Source organism: Shewanella sp. SM55 (assembly GCF_025654025.1).
In the GTDB taxonomy this organism is placed as follows: Bacteria; Pseudomonadota; Gammaproteobacteria; order Enterobacterales; family Shewanellaceae; genus Shewanella; species Shewanella oncorhynchi.
The window spans coordinates 196,611-213,932 of record NZ_JAKKRS010000007.1; the positions used below are offsets into that span (position 1 = coordinate 196,611).

General features: G+C 43.2%; 15 protein-coding genes. 3 read left to right on the forward strand and 12 right to left on the reverse strand.

Translation table 11 applies throughout. The features are described from left to right. Positions 1-2 precede the first annotated feature (2 nt). From L5L91_RS11340 to murJ, 9 genes are all read right to left on the reverse strand, one after another. Positions 3-464, reverse strand: coding sequence for a PilX N-terminal domain-containing pilus assembly protein (locus L5L91_RS11340; RefSeq protein ID WP_105249936.1), 462 nt, complete (start codon positions 462-464; stop codon positions 3-5). 12 nt (positions 465-476) lie between these two features. After that, a complete protein-coding gene (locus L5L91_RS11345; RefSeq protein ID WP_028760918.1) occupies positions 477-1,445 on the reverse strand; it encodes a PilW family protein in 969 nt (322 codons plus the stop codon). Between the two features lie 11 nt (positions 1,446-1,456). Continuing rightward, positions 1,457-2,044 carry a type IV pilus modification protein PilV gene (pilV, locus tag L5L91_RS11350; protein WP_263201828.1) on the reverse strand — a complete coding sequence of 196 codons (588 nt, stop codon included), beginning with the start codon at positions 2,042-2,044 and terminating at the stop codon, positions 1,457-1,459. Between the two features lie 183 nt (positions 2,045-2,227). After that, complete coding sequence (gene ispH, locus L5L91_RS11355; RefSeq protein WP_028760920.1) at positions 2,228-3,184, reverse strand: 4-hydroxy-3-methylbut-2-enyl diphosphate reductase; 957 nt, start codon at positions 3,182-3,184, stop codon at positions 2,228-2,230. 1 nt (position 3,185) lies between these two features. Further along, complete coding sequence (fkpB, locus tag L5L91_RS11360; protein WP_028760921.1) at positions 3,186-3,608, reverse strand: FKBP-type peptidyl-prolyl cis-trans isomerase; 423 nt, start codon at positions 3,606-3,608, stop codon at positions 3,186-3,188. After that, positions 3,605-4,120 (reverse strand): signal peptidase II, encoded by a 516-nt coding sequence (lspA, locus tag L5L91_RS11365; RefSeq protein WP_131525273.1) that lies wholly within the window; start codon positions 4,118-4,120, stop codon positions 3,605-3,607. Before lspA ends, fkpB begins: the two co-directional genes overlap by 4 nt. Before the next feature lie 9 nt (positions 4,121-4,129). Next, entirely contained in the window at positions 4,130-6,952 is a 2,823-nt protein-coding gene (ileS, locus tag L5L91_RS11370; RefSeq protein WP_263180754.1) for an isoleucine--tRNA ligase, read from the reverse strand. Positions 6,953-6,984: 32 nt separating this feature from the next. Continuing rightward, entirely contained in the window at positions 6,985-7,920 is a 936-nt protein-coding gene (gene ribF, locus L5L91_RS11375) for a bifunctional riboflavin kinase/FAD synthetase (protein ID WP_263236561.1), read from the reverse strand. A gap of 65 nt (positions 7,921-7,985) precedes the next feature. Continuing rightward, positions 7,986-9,545 carry a murein biosynthesis integral membrane protein MurJ gene (gene murJ, locus L5L91_RS11380; protein WP_113941315.1) on the reverse strand — a complete coding sequence of 520 codons (1,560 nt, stop codon included), beginning with the start codon at positions 9,543-9,545 and terminating at the stop codon, positions 7,986-7,988. Positions 9,546-9,797: 252 nt separating this feature from the next. Here murJ and rpsT point away from each other — a divergent pair, with 252 nt between their 5' ends. Then, the gene (gene rpsT, locus L5L91_RS11385; protein WP_011790375.1) at positions 9,798-10,064 is read left to right on the forward strand and encodes a 30S ribosomal protein S20; all 267 of its coding nucleotides are present in this window, start codon (positions 9,798-9,800) and stop codon (positions 10,062-10,064) included. Between the two features lie 63 nt (positions 10,065-10,127). On the opposite strand, the gene L5L91_RS11390 is transcribed toward rpsT, so the two are convergent. Further along, positions 10,128-10,424, reverse strand: coding sequence for an ArsR/SmtB family transcription factor (locus L5L91_RS11390; RefSeq protein ID WP_006084975.1), 297 nt, complete (start codon positions 10,422-10,424; stop codon positions 10,128-10,130). A gap of 136 nt (positions 10,425-10,560) precedes the next feature. Here L5L91_RS11390 and L5L91_RS11395 point away from each other — a divergent pair, with 136 nt between their 5' ends. Continuing rightward, positions 10,561-11,964: a M28 family metallopeptidase gene (locus tag L5L91_RS11395; protein WP_263236566.1), complete on the forward strand. Its 1,404-nt coding sequence runs from the start codon at positions 10,561-10,563 to the stop codon at positions 11,962-11,964. 65 nt (positions 11,965-12,029) lie between these two features. On the opposite strand, the gene yaaA is transcribed toward L5L91_RS11395, so the two are convergent. Next, complete coding sequence (yaaA, locus tag L5L91_RS11400; RefSeq protein ID WP_263236568.1) at positions 12,030-12,803, reverse strand: peroxide stress protein YaaA; 774 nt, start codon at positions 12,801-12,803, stop codon at positions 12,030-12,032. 129 nt (positions 12,804-12,932) lie between these two features. Beyond that, a complete protein-coding gene (locus tag L5L91_RS11405) occupies positions 12,933-14,375 on the reverse strand; it encodes an alanine/glycine:cation symporter family protein (RefSeq protein ID WP_113941318.1) in 1,443 nt (480 codons plus the stop codon). A gap of 428 nt (positions 14,376-14,803) precedes the next feature. Between L5L91_RS11405 and L5L91_RS11410 the strand changes: the two genes are divergently transcribed. Beyond that, positions 14,804-17,170: a phosphoketolase family protein gene (locus tag L5L91_RS11410; protein ID WP_263236571.1), complete on the forward strand. Its 2,367-nt coding sequence runs from the start codon at positions 14,804-14,806 to the stop codon at positions 17,168-17,170. Positions 17,171-17,322 lie beyond the last annotated feature (152 nt).

A 17,322-nucleotide genomic window follows, 5' to 3' on the forward strand; every position in this document is an offset into this window, starting at 1 on the left:
ATCTAACTCCCAGTTAAAACTTCTTGCTCCACACCTGCGACAACAGTGAGTTGGCCCAGTTTATCTCTACCAAATTCTGCTGTACTACTAATCTCAACACGCCGACAGCTGATTAAATTACCACTATTTGGCCTTGTACTCCGCTGGCATCCAACATCTTTTGCACTAATGACAACATTACCTGCAGCATCAACTTCATAAGGAATTGGCGTTAACGTTTGGTTAGAACCAAATTCAACCACAGATGAAATCTCAGATAGTTTGGCTAAGCTAGCACCTTTATTGGCTTCGATTGCCGCCTCTAAGCCACCATCAGCAACAGACTTAGCCTCTATACGTTCTGATCCTGCTCCAGACATACGCATAGATTGGGTCGAATTAACAGCCAAAGCGACACCAATAATAGTCATAAGCAACAATATGATAAGTGCAAAAAATAATACAATTCCTTTTTGCTTTTTCATCTTACCAACCTTCTAATTTCTAATTAACACTGGATTAGCAAGCACCATAGTCGTCGAAACTATCTTGCGTCGATAATGATCATTCAAATTTTTAATTTCCTTATCGCCCAGAGTATAAGTAGTTTCATTGGTGTAACTTTTATCTTCATCAATAGCACGAACCAACAAGAAAACCCTTAAGGCAACAAGCCTTTGAAATAATTCGTTGTCCCACATTAATGTGGTTACATTTTCTGCAGGCATAAAACTATCGGCGGTATCATCTCCATTACTATCAAAACCATAAAGAATACGCATATTCTCAATGCCTTCAACTAACTGCTCTTCGTTATTCATGCCATTATTCTTGGTTAATGTTTTTCGGCGTAGAACAGGTACAGAACCATCATTTTTAATAAAATAAATATGATGCTGATATTCCCAAAAACGAGCATTTTCGAGTACTGGATTGGGAGGATTACCGCCTTTAAACATCACAGCTTCACTCGAAGTTGCAGCCATATAAAAACGCTCGCCATTGGGATTAGTCACTGGTGGGCCAACTAATCTTTTAATTTGAATGACATCCGTATTCTGATTCACACCTGATAAGCAACTTAATGTATCCCCACTCTCGCCCTCTTCATATCCCCATAGACGCCTAAAGTGTGCAGGTTCAGCATTAGGTAAAGTACCGTTATTTACACCTGCACCAATACAATCATTTGCAACACCATCCCTCAAGGTCATATTGGTTCCAAGTACAAAATCAGTTCCCGTTATGTCCCCCATAAAACCTAACTGACTAATGTCTCTTTCCATGAGCGACAAAGCTATTCGTCCATTTTCTTGCAATTGGTTAAACTGGCTCGTTGTGATCACATTGGAAGAAGACATACTAAACATGCCAAAAAGCCCAAGAGTGAGAAATAAGCCAATGACCATAGAGACCATTAGCTCAACCAGCGACATCCCTTTCTCACAGTTTTTTAAATTATCCATACATAGTTAACCTAAATAATCATTGTCGAAAGAATAAAAAGCCGCCTACGCGTACCAATATCTTCTCCACATTCACTCCCAGAATAACTTGTACCCGCGCCCTCTCGGATCCCTCTCCACGCAATTGCGACCGTTACAGTTGAACCATCTACATTAATGCATGCTGTTGGAGAGTCTAACCCACCAACATTCTGGCTATCCATAACTTCAGCAGCCCCCATAAAACTCTGTTCCCACTGGTAAAGATCCCAAGCTTCAGTCTCTTCTGGAGTACATATACTCACTGCGCCAACAGCAACGTCACAAACATTGCCTGGTTTATTAAGAGAGCCAGTATACTCACCAGCGTAATTACCCAGCTGCGCTCTATTCAGCTTCATTCGATTAATTATGTCGTTTGCATAGTAGGAGGCTTGAGTTTGCTGAAAGGATTCAAAGCTGCCACGCTTTGCAACAATATGCAGATTAAAAATGCCAATTAAGCCAATGACTAAGATCACTAACGCAACAAGCACTTCAATTAATGAGAAGCCCCGTTGAAATTCCCTTTGTGTCAACCTTTCGATTTTAGCCATATTTTTGACAAGCTTTTCAGCTATTTACCTTTAAAAATCTTAGTATTACGATAAAAATTACCAACAGTTAATAATAGATGAGTAAAATGTAAGTAGCCAGTAACATTAGCACATAAGCATTGACATCATTATGCTTTGAATGAATTTGAGACAATAAAAAAGAGGCTTATAGCCTCTTTTTTATTGACGATTAAACAGTACACAGATTTAACGTAATTCGGCTGGCACAGCAAAAACAGTGTCTTCTTTACGCCCTTCAACTTCAGTCACAACACTAGGAGCAAGTTTAGCGATTGCTTGAACCACTTGTTGGACTAAAACCTCGGGGGCTGAAGCTCCAGCGGTGACGGCTACACGTGTAACATTATCAAACCAACTAGACTCAACATCATCTGCAGTATCCACTAGATAAGACTGGGTTCCTGTTTTCAATGCTAGCTCGCGTAAACGATTAGAGTTAGAGCTGTTCTTTGAGCCAACAACAATCAATAAATCAACGTCTGCAGATAAATTGCGTACCGCATCTTGACGATTCTGCGTTGCATAACAAATATCGTCTTTTCGCGGACCTTCTATAGAGGGAAACCTTTTCTGTAACGCAACAATAATGTCCAAAGTATCATCTACAGACAAAGTAGTTTGTGTCACGAAGCAGAGATTATTGGGATCGCGCACTTCCAAAGCTTCAACATCAGCAGGCGATTCAATCAGATAAACGCCACCATTAGGATTATCGTATTGACCCATAGTACCCTCGACTTCAGGGTGCCCTTCATGGCCAATCAGGATGCACTCAATACCTTTGCGGCTGGCACGCGTCACCTGAAGATGTACTTTAGTCACTAAAGGACACGTCGCATCAAAGACTCTCAGCCCTCGCGCCTTAGCCTCTTGTCTCACCGCTTGAGATACACCATGGGCACTGAAGATAACAATGTTGTTATCCGGCACTTGATCTAACTCTTCGACAAAAACCGCACCGCGATCCTTCAGATTCTGCACGACATAGCGGTTATGCACGACTTCATGGCGAACATAGATAGGCGGCGAAAATAATTCCAACGCCCGTTCAACAATACTGATAGCACGATCAACACCCGCACAAAAACCGCGCGGGTTAGCGAGCATAATATTTAAACTTGGGCTAGTAGGATCGAGTTTCATCTTAAAATACCTTTACTACGTCCAGTTCAAAAGTGATCTTGTGTCCTGCCAGAGGATGATTAAGATCGACTGTGATGGAATCACCCGCAACATCACGGACAATACCAGGGATCTCACTACCACCAGGGCCAGCAAAACTCACAATCACGCCAGCCTCTAAACTCATGTCAGCCGGAAAACGGCTTCGATCTAGATAATGGATAGCATCAGGATTGGATTCGCCAAAGGCATCAATCGCTTCAAGCGTGAAACTGTGCTTATCACCTTCAGCAAGCGTCACCAGCTGCGCCTCAAATGCAGGACTTAAAGTACCATCACCCACATTTAATCGAGCCGGTTTACCCGAGGCTTTAGTGCTATCGGCAGTTGAGCCATCAGCAAGCACAATGTTCATGTGGCATAATAATGAACGTGTCACAGTCACTTTTTAACCCCTTCAGCGCTATCAGCTTCAGACTTATCGCTTACAAATGCATCCCAAATAATCAGCACTGCACCGATACAAATAGCAGCGTCGGCAATATTGAATGCTGGATAATGGCTCTTATTCCAGAAGAAATCGATAAAATCAACCACGAAACCATGCATCAATCGATCGACTAAATTACCTAAAGCACCACCAATCACTAAGGTGTAAGCTAGATTCAGTTTCCACAAAGAAGACGATTGCTTACGCAACCACACAGTCAATAACGTACTGAATCCAATCGCAACAATCGTAAACAGCCAGCGCTGCCAACCTCCAGCTTCACTTAAAAAACTAAAAGCTGCACCATAGTTACGTACATAAGTGAAATTAAAGAAGGGCAATAATTTCACTGATTCATACAAATCAAAATTGGCTAAGACCCATTGCTTAGATAGCTGATCGGCTAAAAACACCAATACAGCTACCCAATACCAACGTAAGCCACTGTCTTTCCAAGTTAATGGCATACAGATCCTTTACGCAAACTGACGAACTTCGCCGTCACCTTCAATATTGGTTACGCAGCGAGTACAAAGTGTTGGGTGAGCCTCAATAGTGCCAACCTCTTCTCTGTGGTGCCAACAACGCTCACACTTCTCGGCAGTGCTTGAAGCAACCACTAATTTCAGTGATGCCAACTCAGTCTCAACCGCTTCCAATGTCGCATCGGCTAAAGGCAATACTTTGGCTTCAGAGGTCAACAACACAAATCTCAGCTCATCGCCGATATGGGTTAATTGCTCAGTCAAGGTAGCATCCGCAAACAAGGTCACTTCAGCTTCTAATGAGCCACCGATACGTTTGTCGCGGCGAGCTTGTTCAATCACTTTGTTGACTTCATTACGCACGGTTAGCAACTGCTGCCAATAGTCATCGCTCAAATCAGTCGCTAAGGTGACTGATTTCAAGCCTTGATACCACTCTTGGGTAAAGACATAAGCATCACGCTCGCCAGGCAGTAATTGCCATACTTCGTCAGCAGTGAAGCTTAGAATTGGCGCAATCCAACGCACCATGGCCTCAGAGATCAGATACAGCGCCGATTGACAACTACGGCGTGCATGGCCTTCTTGCTTAGCCGTATATTGGCGATCTTTAATGATGTCCAGATAGAAACTGCCTAACTCAACCGAGCAGAACTGCATCAGTTTTTGAGTCACTATATGGAAGTTATATTGATCATAGGCTTCGATGATTTCCTGTTGTAGCGCAGCGGCACGGCGAACAACCCAACGATCTAACGCCACCATATCTTCAACGGCCACTAAATCCTTAGCGGGCTCGAAACCGTTTAAGTTGGCTAATAAGAAACGCGCAGTGTTGCGAATACGACGATAGGCATCGGCGCTGCGATTTAAGATTTCGTCAGAAACCGTCATCTCACCGCTGTAATCTGTTGCCGCAACCCATAAACGCAGAATGTCGGCGCCTAATTTGTTGGTTACCGTTTGTGGTGCAATCACGTTACCAATAGATTTTGACATCTTACGGCCTTTACCATCGACGGTAAAACCGTGGGTAAGTACTTGCTTATACGGTGCTTTGCCATTCATTGCGGTTGAAATCATCAAAGATGACATAAACCAACCGCGATGTTGATCGCTACCTTCAAGATACAAGTCAACCCCGTGTCCGTGGAATTCAGGACGTGCGGCTACCACTGATGAGAAGGTTGAACCTGAGTCATACCAAACGTCCAAAGTATCAGTGACTTTACGGTATTGTTCCGCTTCATCACCCAGCAATTCTGCGGCATCAAGATCCCACCAAGCTTGAATACCCTGCTGTTCGATACGATTCGCCACGCGTTCCATTAACGACACGCTATCAGGGTGCAACTCTTCGGTTTCTCGGTTCACAAACAGCGTGATAGGCACACCCCAAGTACGTTGGCGTGAGATACACCAGTCAGGGCGGTTTTCAACCATTTTTTCGATACGACTTTGGCCCCAATCAGGGATCCATTGGGTTTGTTCGATTTCTTTCAATGCTTGCGTACGTAGGCCGTGGTTATCCATAGAGATGAACCACTGCGGTGTCGCGCGGAATATAATTGGTGTTTTGTGGCGCCAGCAATGTGGGTAGCTGTGACGGTAAGCCACGTGATTCAGCAAGGCACCTTTTTCTCTCAGTAAAGCTACGACGTTATCGTTAGCTTTAAAAACATGTTGCCCAGCAAAATACTCAGTATCAGGCTTGTATACACCGTTGTCGCCAACAGGGTTTGCGACTTCTAAGCCGTACTTTTGCCCAACAACAAAGTCGTCTTGACCGTGACCAGGGGCAGTATGAACGATACCAGTACCCGCATCAGTAGTAACATGATCGCCTAAAATTGCAGGCACATCAAAATCCAAGAACGGGTGATTAAAGCGGACAAGCTCAAGCGCAGCGCCTTTGGTTGTACCAAGCACTGTATGGCTTTCGATGTTATAGCGAGTCAGGCAAGATTCAACCAAGACTTCAGCTAAAATAAGCGCTTGCGTCACACCGTCTTTTTCGAATTCGACTAAGCTGTAATCCAGTTCAGGACTCAAAGACAAGGCGCGGTTCGCTGGTAGCGTCCATGGCGTGGTCGTCCAAATTACCATAGAGACAGGATGTGAGTAATCGCTTACCCCAAACTTAACCGCAACGGCTTTACTGTCAGCGGCGACAAACGCCACATCGATTGCGGGTGATGTCTTATCTTCATATTCGACTTCGGCTTCGGCTAACGCTGAACCACAGTCGGTACACCAATGCACAGGTTTGACGCCTTTATGCAAGTGACCACTCTCAATCACTTTCGATAAAGAACGAACGATATTAGCTTCCGTCGAAAAATCCATTGTTAAGTACGGATTTTGCCAATCACCCAACACACCTAAACGGATAAAGTCTTCACGTTGGCCGTTAACTTGCTCTGCAGCGTATTTACGGCATTCTTCACGGAATTCTGCTGCAGTGATTTTTTGACCTGGCTTACCCACTTTTTGCTCAACTTTCAGCTCAATAGGCAAACCATGGCAATCCCAACCTGGTACATAAGGTGCGTCAAAACCAGACATAGTTTTTGACTTAACAATAATATCCTTGAGGATTTTATTAACTGAGTGACCAATATGAATACTGCCATTCGCATACGGTGGGCCGTCATGCAAAATGAAGGGAGTACGGCCAATTCGGCTATCACGGATCTGTTGATACAAACCGTCTTTTGTCCAGCGCTCTAACATCTCTGGCTCGCGATTTGCCAAATTACCACGCATCGGAAACTCTGTTTCCGGCAAATTCAAAGTAAATTTATAGTCGCTCATTGATCCTATACCGTTAATTAAACTGATAAATTTCAGCCTGCATCATTACCAAATAAAGCTCTGGCTTCATTTGCATCATTTAAAATCTGTTTTTTTAGCGCATCCAATGAGTCAAAAGGTTGCTCATCTCGGAGTTTAGCTACCAACTCGACTTCAACATGTTTGCCGTAAATGTCACCTTCAAAATCAAAAAGATGCACCTCAAGCTGACACACTTGACCGTTCACTGTCGGGCGAAACCCAATATTGGCTACGCCCTCATAAATATCGCTGTTATCCCAATAACATTTAACCGCAAACACACCGCGTACCGGCACAACATTGCGCTTTAAGGCGATATTAGCGGTGGGGAAACCAATTGTGCGGCCAATTTTTTGCCCATGCGCTACACGACCACTCAAGGTAAAAGGGTGCCCTAATAGGCGTCTAGCCTGTTCAAGATTGCCCTTCGCCAATTGTTCACGCACAGCAGTCGAGCTCACTCTTTGCGAGCCCAGCATAAAACTTTGAGTGCTGACCACAGTAAAGCCATATTGGATACCCGCCTGTACTAGCATTTCAAAATTGCCTTTACGGCCTTGACCAAAACAAAAATCATCACCGACGACGAGGTATTTGACACCCAGTTTGCGGACCAACAATTCTTCAATAAAATGCTCTGCAGGTTGATTAGCAAAAGTGCGATTAAAGTTAACACACACTAACCGCTCAACCCCAAGTTCATCGAGCAAAATGACTTTATCACGTAATAAACTTAAACGAGCCGGCGCGTTGTCGCCGCTAAACAATTCTTGCGGCTGAGGTTCAAACGTCATTAATGTCGATGGCAACGATAACTGCTTCGCCTTCTGCACTAAGCTCGCAATCACCTGTGCATGACCACGATGGACGCCGTCAAAATTACCTATAGTCAATACACACCCGTGGTGGGATGACAAAATGTTATGTATACCGCGGATTAATTCCATAACGTTAGACAACTGCCAAGCGCAAATCGGCTGATTATATAACAGCTAGCGATGAGAATCAGCAATCAAGCTCCCCGTTTAATTGACCAAGGACGAATTCCGAGCAAAAGCAGACACAATAAGTAACTGACTGCCCCAACTAAAATTAAGCCTATCAAGGCTTTCGCACGATCGAACAAATGCCAATCTAACCAAATTTGTTGTGAAGGCAAAAAGTAATACAAGACTACCACCATCAAGGCTGTAGAGACCACGGCTTTAGCAAAAAACACCATAGTCGGCCTAGAAACACGATAAACGCCAGCTAAATGCAAGCCTCGGTATAGTAATGTGGCGTTTAGCAATGCTGACATTGAGGTCGCAATCGCCAGTCCAACATACCCAAAAGGAATAGCAAACAGCAAGTTAAAGCCCATGTTTGTGATCATGGCAATAATGCCATAACGCACAGGTGTTTTGGTATCTTGACGAGAGTAATAGCCAGGAGCAAGCACCTTAATCAGCATAAAGCTAAGCAAACCACTACCATAAGCCATCAAACTATAGGAAGCCATTTCAACATCATGCAATGAAAAAGCGCCGCGCATAAATAATACCATCAGCATGGGCTTTGCGAGCACGATCAACCCCATCATAGCCGGTAGACCTAGCAGTAGAATCGCTTTAATCCCCCAATCCATCGTCTTGCCAAAGCCCGCACCTTCGTCATTCACATGGTTTCGTGACAGCGCAGGTAAAATCACAGTAGCAATCGCGATCCCAAACAATCCTAAGGGAAATTCGAGTAAACGGTCGGCATAATAGAGCCAACTTATTGAACCCGTCATCAAAAAACTGGCGATAAATGTATCAAATAGCAGGTTAATCTGTGAGACAGACACGCCAAACAATGCTGGGATCATCAAAGTTCTGATTTTCACCACGCCTGGGTGATGCCAGCCCCAAGAAGGCTTGACGAGCGCATTTTCACGCAACAAAAAGGGAATTTGAAATAGGAACTGAATCAAACCACCACAAAAAACGCCCCAAGCCAAGGTAACCTCAGGCTGGGTCGATGTAGGCGCATAGAAAATAGCCGCCGCAATAATTGCCACATTGAGAAAAACGGGTGTAAAAGCCGATACCGCAAAACGGCCTCGGGTATTTAAAATTGAGCCCGCTAATGCCGTAAATGTGATAAACCACAGATAAGGAAAAGTAATTTTAAGCACAACGGTAGCGAGTTCAAATTTAGCACCATCTGGCTCGTTGTTAAGCCAAGCGATGAACCAACCACCACCGAATAAAGCTGACAATACAGGTGATGCAACCACCCCCAAAAGGGTCACTATTGTCACTAGTAAACCTAATGTGCCCGCAACTTTACTCAATAAATCACGAGTCTCTTCTGCAGTATGTTTCTCTTGGTACTCAGTTAAAACAGGTACAAACGCCTGTGCAAAAGCCCCTTCAGCAAACAAACGGCGTAAAAAATTAGGAATTTTATTTGCAAAGAAAAACACATCAGCACTTGTCCCTGCGCCCATCAAATTAGCAACAACCACATCCCTAACTAGACCTAAAACTCGGGATATCAATGTCATAGCACTAACAATCAGGCCAGATTTTAATAATTTTCTACTCAAACGTCCCCCAGACCCATATCGAATTGATTAGGTGATACATCTCAAAAAATCGATTCAGGCTCTGTCACACTGCGGTAATAGCTGCTAGAATTGCGCCACATATTACACGAGTTGGGTCGAAGATAGCCAAGGCAGGTTGGATTAATTTATCTTTATGATGAATATTCAATCATAGTCATTGACAAAGTGACTAAATGCAGGCATATTCCTCGGCCTTTAAAAGTATCAAATCCAGTTTTTAGGAGTTGCACCTTGGCTAATAGCAAGTCTGCAAAGAAGCGCGCGCTTCAATCTGAAAAGCGTCGTCAGCATAACGCCAGCCGTCGCTCAATGTTACGTACATACGTTAAAAAAGTAATCGCTGCAATTAAAGCAGGCGATCACAAAACAGCAACAGAAGCTTTTGCTGTTGCACAACCAATCGTTGACCGTATGGCGACTAAAGGTCTTATTCACAAGAATAAAGCCGCTCGTCAAAAGGCACGTTTGAACGCTAAGATCAAAGCAATCGCTGCTTAATCTATAACATAGCAAATGAAAAAAACCGGCAATTGCCGGTTTTTTTATATCTGAAAAACACTATTAATGACAATAAATGTTGTTCAATAAGTGAATCATCTCCCGTACTTCATCACTCTTGAGTGAATAAAATACCGTTTGCGCTTCTTTGCGTGTGGTTACTAAATTATCTTTGCGTAACCAAGCAAGATGTTGTGATAGTGCCGATTGACTTAAGCCTAATTTTTTATTCATTTCGCCAACGCACATTTCTCCTTCATTCAATAAATAACAAAGAATAAATAAACGGCGTTCGTTCGCGAGTGCCTTTAATAGCACTACGGCATGATCGGCTCGCTCCTGCATTAATTCAATATTCATTACGCACTTTCTCTCCTAAAACTAACCCCTGCGCTAATATAGCGTCGCCTTACGGATATAGTCGGGACATAAAGCACACTTTTTGCTAGATTGTTTTTAAAAATGGGACATGCTTAATAAAAATAAAGGAAATCTAATGAAGCCCTATCAAACTACACTTCTCTCGAGTCTTTTAATCGGGAGTTTAAGTGCGTGCCAAACTCAAGTAGAAACTGCCCCTAGTGAAGTCATTCAATTACAACAGGCAGCATTATCTTCGCAATTAAGCTATGACTTAGTCGAGTCACTCACGGTTGAAGTGGGTCCAAGACTTGCTGGAAGCCCAAAAGATATCCTCGCCGTTAATTGGGCGATAAATAAACTGACCAGCCTTGGTTTTGACCGTGTTTATAAAGAAGCCGTACAAGTGCCAATTTGGGAGCGCGGTGAAGCCAAATCCAAAATCACCGTCCCTGTAGAACAGCCGTTGGTCATTACTGCGCTTGGTGGCAGTATTGCGACTCCTGCTGGAGGTATACAAGCTAAAATCGCGCGCTTTGATAGCCTAGAGGCATTACAACATGCCAAGCCTGAAGATGTGCAAGGTAAGATTGTTTTTATTGACCAAAAAACAGAGCGCCATATCACTGGTGAAGGTTATGGTAAAAGCGTTGGTGGCCGCTCGAAAGGGGCAGTCGCTGCAGCACAAAAAGGGGCTGTTGCTATCGTGATCCGCTCTATTGGCACAGATCATGACCGCATGGCCCATACTGGCATCATGCGCTACCAAGATGGCGTGCCTAAGATCCCCGCGGCTGCCATGTCAAATCCCGATGCTGATTTGGTTGGTGCATTGCTAAAACGCGATCCTAATGCCCTGCTCGAATTGCATATGTCGCCAAAAAACTTAGGTTTTAATACTTCCTACAATGTCATTGCCGAAGTAACGGGCAGTAGTAAGCCCAATGAAATAGTGCTCATTGGTGCTCATTTAGATTCCTGGGATGAAGGTACTGGCGCGATTGATGATGGCGCTGGTGTCGCCATTGTGACGGCTGCAGCCAAGCATATTCAAGATCTCCCCATAAAACCCGCTCGCACTGTTAGAGTAGTGCTATATGCCGCTGAAGAAGTTGGGCTCGTTGGCGGTAAAGCGTATGCAGAGGCTCATAAAGCTGAATTACCGCTGCACTACATAGCTGCAGAGTCTGATTTTGGGGCCGGTAGAATTTATCAAATCGATACTAAAGTGAATGAGAACATATTCACAGAAGTGCAGCAGGCGCTCAGCCCTATGTCATTCAATGGCGTTGCACTGGGCAATAACCAAGCTTCTGGTGGGCCAGACGTATCTATGCTCCCCGCATTAGGTGTTCCAGTTGCATCTCTGAGGCAAGATGGCCACGATTATTTCGATTACCATCACACACCGAATGATACCTTAGATAAAATCGACCCTGCCGCATTGGCTCAAAACGTCGCCGCCTACGCACAATTTGCTTATATCATGGCAAATTCAACGGTGACATTAACGCCTTTAGTCACTCAATCTGAAAAATAGGCCATCAATGATATAGAGAACAGCATTAGCTGTTCTCTATCAATTAACATCTTATCGATATTTCGCTATTGCTCTTCACGTAAAAACGTTGGATTTGTTGGAGAACTCTGCTCTTCACTATAATAATAACCAGCAACATTAAATGCTTTTAATTCATCTAAAGTGTCAATTTGATGCGTAATGAGATATCTCGCCATCATGCCTCTAGCACGCTTAGCAAAAAAACTGATCACTTTATATTGACCATTTTTACAATCTTTAAATATGGGTGAAATTAATTGCCCTTGAAGTTTTTTAGGCTTTATTGCTTTGAAATATTCATTAGATGCAAGATTGACAATAATATCACTACTCGTTTCAGCAAGCGTTTCATTTACCGCTTGTGTTAATGTCTCTCCCCAAAACTCATATAGGTTTTTACCTTTAGGATTAGAAAGCGCCGTGCCCATTTCTAAACGATAAGGCATAATTAAATCCAGCGGTCTGAGCAAACCGTAAAGTCCAGATAAAATACGTAGTTGTGACTGAGTTCGAGCAATTTCATCTTCAGACAATGTATCAGCATCAAAGCCAGTATACACATCGCCTCTAAAAGCAAAAATGGCCTGTTTTGCATTATCTAAACTAAAATCAGGCTGCCACTCCCCAAAACGTGCCGCATTTAAACCCGCAATCTTATCGCTCACCTTCATTAAAGTGGCGATGTCTGTAGGGGTCAATTGCCGACACACTTGGATCAACTCCTGACTATAAGTTAAAAAATCAGGTTGTGAATACACCTGCGTCAGTGGCGGCTGTTCAAAATCTAAGGTCTTCGCCGGCGAAACCAATATCAACATCAAAAACTCCCAACAGAAACAAAAATACATGCCTATGATACTGAACGAGCATAAAAAAACCACGCTTTAACAGCGTGGTCTTTTCGATTACAACAATCAGTAATGGCTATTGTCGATGCGCTAGGCTAATTAAAGCTTTTTAGCCGGCACAAGACTGGTATCTTGCCAAATATCATCATCAAGCTGATCCATCAACTCAGGAAATTTACTACGATCGAATTCTGGAGTCTTACCCGCGTTGATCTGTTCACGATAATCATTGATAACGCGAATTGCCAGACCCGATAATAGTAATAGAGCAACAATGTTTACCGTCGCCATCAACCCCATCGAAACGTCAGCCAAGTTCCACACTAAACTTATCTTAGCGACGGCACCAAACATGACCATGCCAAGCACACACAAACGGAATAAAGGCAGTGCTTTGGTACTATTTCCCATTAAATACATCACATTTGTTTCAGCGTATGAGTAATTGGCTATGATGGATGTAAAGCAGAATAAGAAAATAGCCACCGCAATAAATGCGCCACCCCAGTCGCCAACATGTGCAGACATGGCATTAATGGTTAATCGAATCCCATCATCACTCGAGCCAATATCCCCTGATAGCAGGATTATCGCAGCCGTTGCAGTACAGATAACGATAGTATCCGCAAACACACCCATCATCTGCACAAAACCTTGGGATGCTGGATGATTAGGGTTAGGCGATGCACTTGCCGCGACATTCGCCGCACTGCCCATACCCGCTTCGTTCGAGAAAAGTCCACGAGCAATACCCGCTTGCATTGCCTGCGCGACAGTATAAGCCACGCCGCCAGCGGCAGCTTCTTGCCAACCAAAAGCACTTTTCACAATTAAGCTAATAATCGCAGGTAATTGTTCTAGGTTGAAAATAACGATAATGAAGGCTACAAGAATGTAGGCTAAGGCCATAATGGGGACAAGAAATTCAGATACTCGCGCGACTTTACGTAGACCACCGACAATCACAAATCCACTGGCAATAACTAGCCCAATCCCTACATAGGTTGGATTAAAACCAAATACTCGCTCCATTGCACCGGTAATAGTGTTAGCTTGTACTGCATTGAATACTAAACCAAAAGCAATGATCAAAAAGACAGCAAATAAAATGCCCATCCATTTCTGACCCAATCCTTTTTCCATATAGTAGGAAGGACCACCGCGGAACTGGCCATTATGATCTCGGACTTTATAAACCTGCGCTAAGGTTGATTCAACCATAGCAGTCGCCATACCTAAAATAGCGATAAGCCACATCCAAAATACTGCACCTGGACCCGCTGCACCAATAGCAACAGCAACACCGGCCATATTACCAGCACCGACGCGGGCAGCCATACTTGTACAAAAGACTTGAAATGAAGAAAGACCGCTATCGCAACCTTGCCGACTCATGGTCATAACTTTGATGGAATGTTTAAAGTGGGTTAACTGAATAAAGGCAAGTCTAATGGTGAAATAGAGACCAGCTCCTACTAGTCCATATACTAACAACTTACCCCAAAGTAGCGCATTCAAAAAATTAACTATGGTTTCTAACATATTATTTTACTTCTTCCCGTAGCAAATGCTCCTCTAATTGCAATTAAAGGTACAACATCTGTGGTGAATGAATCCTTCCAAGTTAAAGGTAAGAATTTCGGTAGATTTATTTTTTCAAATTATCCTTCCGTGAATTTACAACATCACGGCTACCGAATTCAACGCAGCAAAATAGCACAGTATTCGAAATTGCTCATGTGATCAAGCTCGCGTTTGCACAGTTAAACGTCATTGACATCACGCCTTACAACACTAGCTAAGCTACTGTTAAAGCTAGATTAACAAAAGTTCTAAGTTGCGCTATTATATTTAACAGCAAAAACAACTTTTAAAATTTGGATGTAGGGCACATTTTTGTAATAAAACTACAAATATAGTAACCCCATAGAAACTTCAATCATCTCTTGTTTGTTTTAGTGAGGCTTAACATGACACAAATACATGAAATCAATGCTCTGAAAAAGTATGTCAGAGCGACAAACTTTCTTGCGACCTCGCAAATTTACCTCAAACAAAACGTCTTACATAAACGTCCACTTACCCATACTGATATCAAGCCACGTTTACTTGGCCATTGGGGTACCTGCCCAGGTATTAACTTTGTCTATGCCAACATTAACCGCTTGATAGTGAAGCATAACCGCTCTTTTATCTATTTAGTCGGTCCAGGCCATGGTTTTCCTGCTGTACAAGCAAACTTATTCATTGAAGGCTCTTTAAGTCATTTCTACCCAGAAACTATTCCCTACAATGAAACTGGCATCGAAGATATTTGTAAGAAGTTTTCTGCCGCTTATGGTTATCCTTCACATGCAAACCCTGAAGCACCTGGACAAATTCTTGAAGGTGGCGAATTAGGCTACTCACTCTCAGTAGGCTGGGGGGCAGTATTAGATAATCCAGATCTGATCGCAACCGTCTTAATTGGTGACGGCGAAGCAGAAACGGGACCATTAGCCGCATCTTGGTATGCAAACCGCTTAGTTTCACCTGCGACCAGCGGTGCAGTATTGCCAATTGTGCATATTAACGGCTATAAGATTTCCGGTCCTACCCGCATGGGACGTATGAGCCATGAAGAACTGGATCTTGAATTCCGTGGTCTTGGCTATTTCCCCATCATAGTTGATAACGAATTAGAAGAAGATATCTATGTGCAGATGACAAATGCCATGGATACCGCTTACACCATGATCAATGACATTCAACGTCGAGCACGCAGTGGCGAAGACGTAGTTAAACCAAAATGGCCAGTCATTTTAATGCGCACAGCCAAAGGTTGGACTGGTGTTAGTGAATATAAAGGTAAGAAATTAGAAGGTAACTGCGAATCGCATCAAGTAATCGTCAATAAATGTGCCACTGATAAGGGTCATTTAGATGCGCTGGATAATTGGCTTGCCAGTTACGACTTCCAAGAACTCTACCAAATGAATGAAAAAGGCGAACTGATTTTTGATGCCGACATTTGTTCATTAATCCCACCCAAGCAACTTGCCTGTGGCCGTCAACATTTAACCTATGGCGGGGAAGTTGTTAGAGCATTAACCAATCCAGATCTTGAAAAACTCAGCTATGGTCCAGAAGTACCACGTGGTCAACGTGGCTATTCAATGTTAAAAATGGGCGAATGGATGCGCGATGCGTTCAAGTTAAACCGCGACCAACGTAATCTACGTATTTTTAGTCCTGACGAAACCTATTCAAATCAATTACAAGCAGTATTTGAAGAAACCGATCGTGCATGGCAGTGGCCAATTGAGAGTTGGGATGAAGATATGTCCCGTGAAGGTCGAGTCATTGAACTGCTTTCTGAAAACTTACTTTTTGGCATGCTACATGGTTACACAGTAACAGGCCGGCACGGCATGCTACCCACCTACGAAGCATTCTCACAAGTTATCTCATCGATGGCCGATCAGTACTGTAAATATGTCTACGCCAGCCAAGGTGTGCATTTCCGTAAGCCACTGCCAGCCTGTAATGTCGTATTATCTTCATTACTTGAGCGCCAAGATCATAATGGCTATTCACATCAAAACCCATCTTTCCTTGGGGCTATGCTGGAGAAACATCCAAAAATAATCTCGGCTTACTTACCCGCAGATGCCAACAGCACATTGGTTTATACAGAGCGAGCCTTCGCTGACCGTGACAAACTCAATATTCTGGTTGCAGGTAAAAAAGAATTACCACAATGGCTAAGCTTGGAAGAAGCGCGTAAACAAACAAAAGACGGCGTAATGGTGTGGGATTTTGCCTCAGATGAGAATCCCGATATTGTGCTGGCAGGTTGTGGTGATTATGTCACTCAAGAATGTATGGCTTCTCTAGTATTAATCAGAGAACTCCTTCCAAGAGTGAAAATCCGCTTCGTTAGTGTCACTGAATTAAGCAGTGATGGCTTAGGTAGCCGTAAATTTAAAGAAAAACCTTGGTTAATGGACGAAATATTTACTCAAGATAAAGGCGTGGTATTCAACTACCATGGTTACCCAAATACAATCAAAAAGTTAATTTTTGATTACAAAGGCAGCCGTCGCTTCAGAATTAAAGGCTACGAAGAAGAAGGTTCAACAACAACGCCATTTGATATGGGTGTTCGTAACGGTACATCACGCTATCACCTTGTAATTGATATGGCTTACAAGCTGTTCCAACAGGGTGTTATTGATGAAACTATGCACGTCTCTATTACCACTGATATGCTGCAAAGATTAGTTGACCACCGCAACTATATTAAAGCGAATGGTGTAGACCCAGTAGAAATCGAAAATTGGGTATGGACACGCTAATAGAAACATCTAATTAACATTAGATTGTAATTTAAAGGCATTCTTCGGAGTGCCTTTTTTGCATTAAAAATACCAGTTACAGAATGACAACCTTTAAAAGGTTGATCTTAATACTGGAAAAAGTTAACAAACCAAGTGATAATTAACCGCTG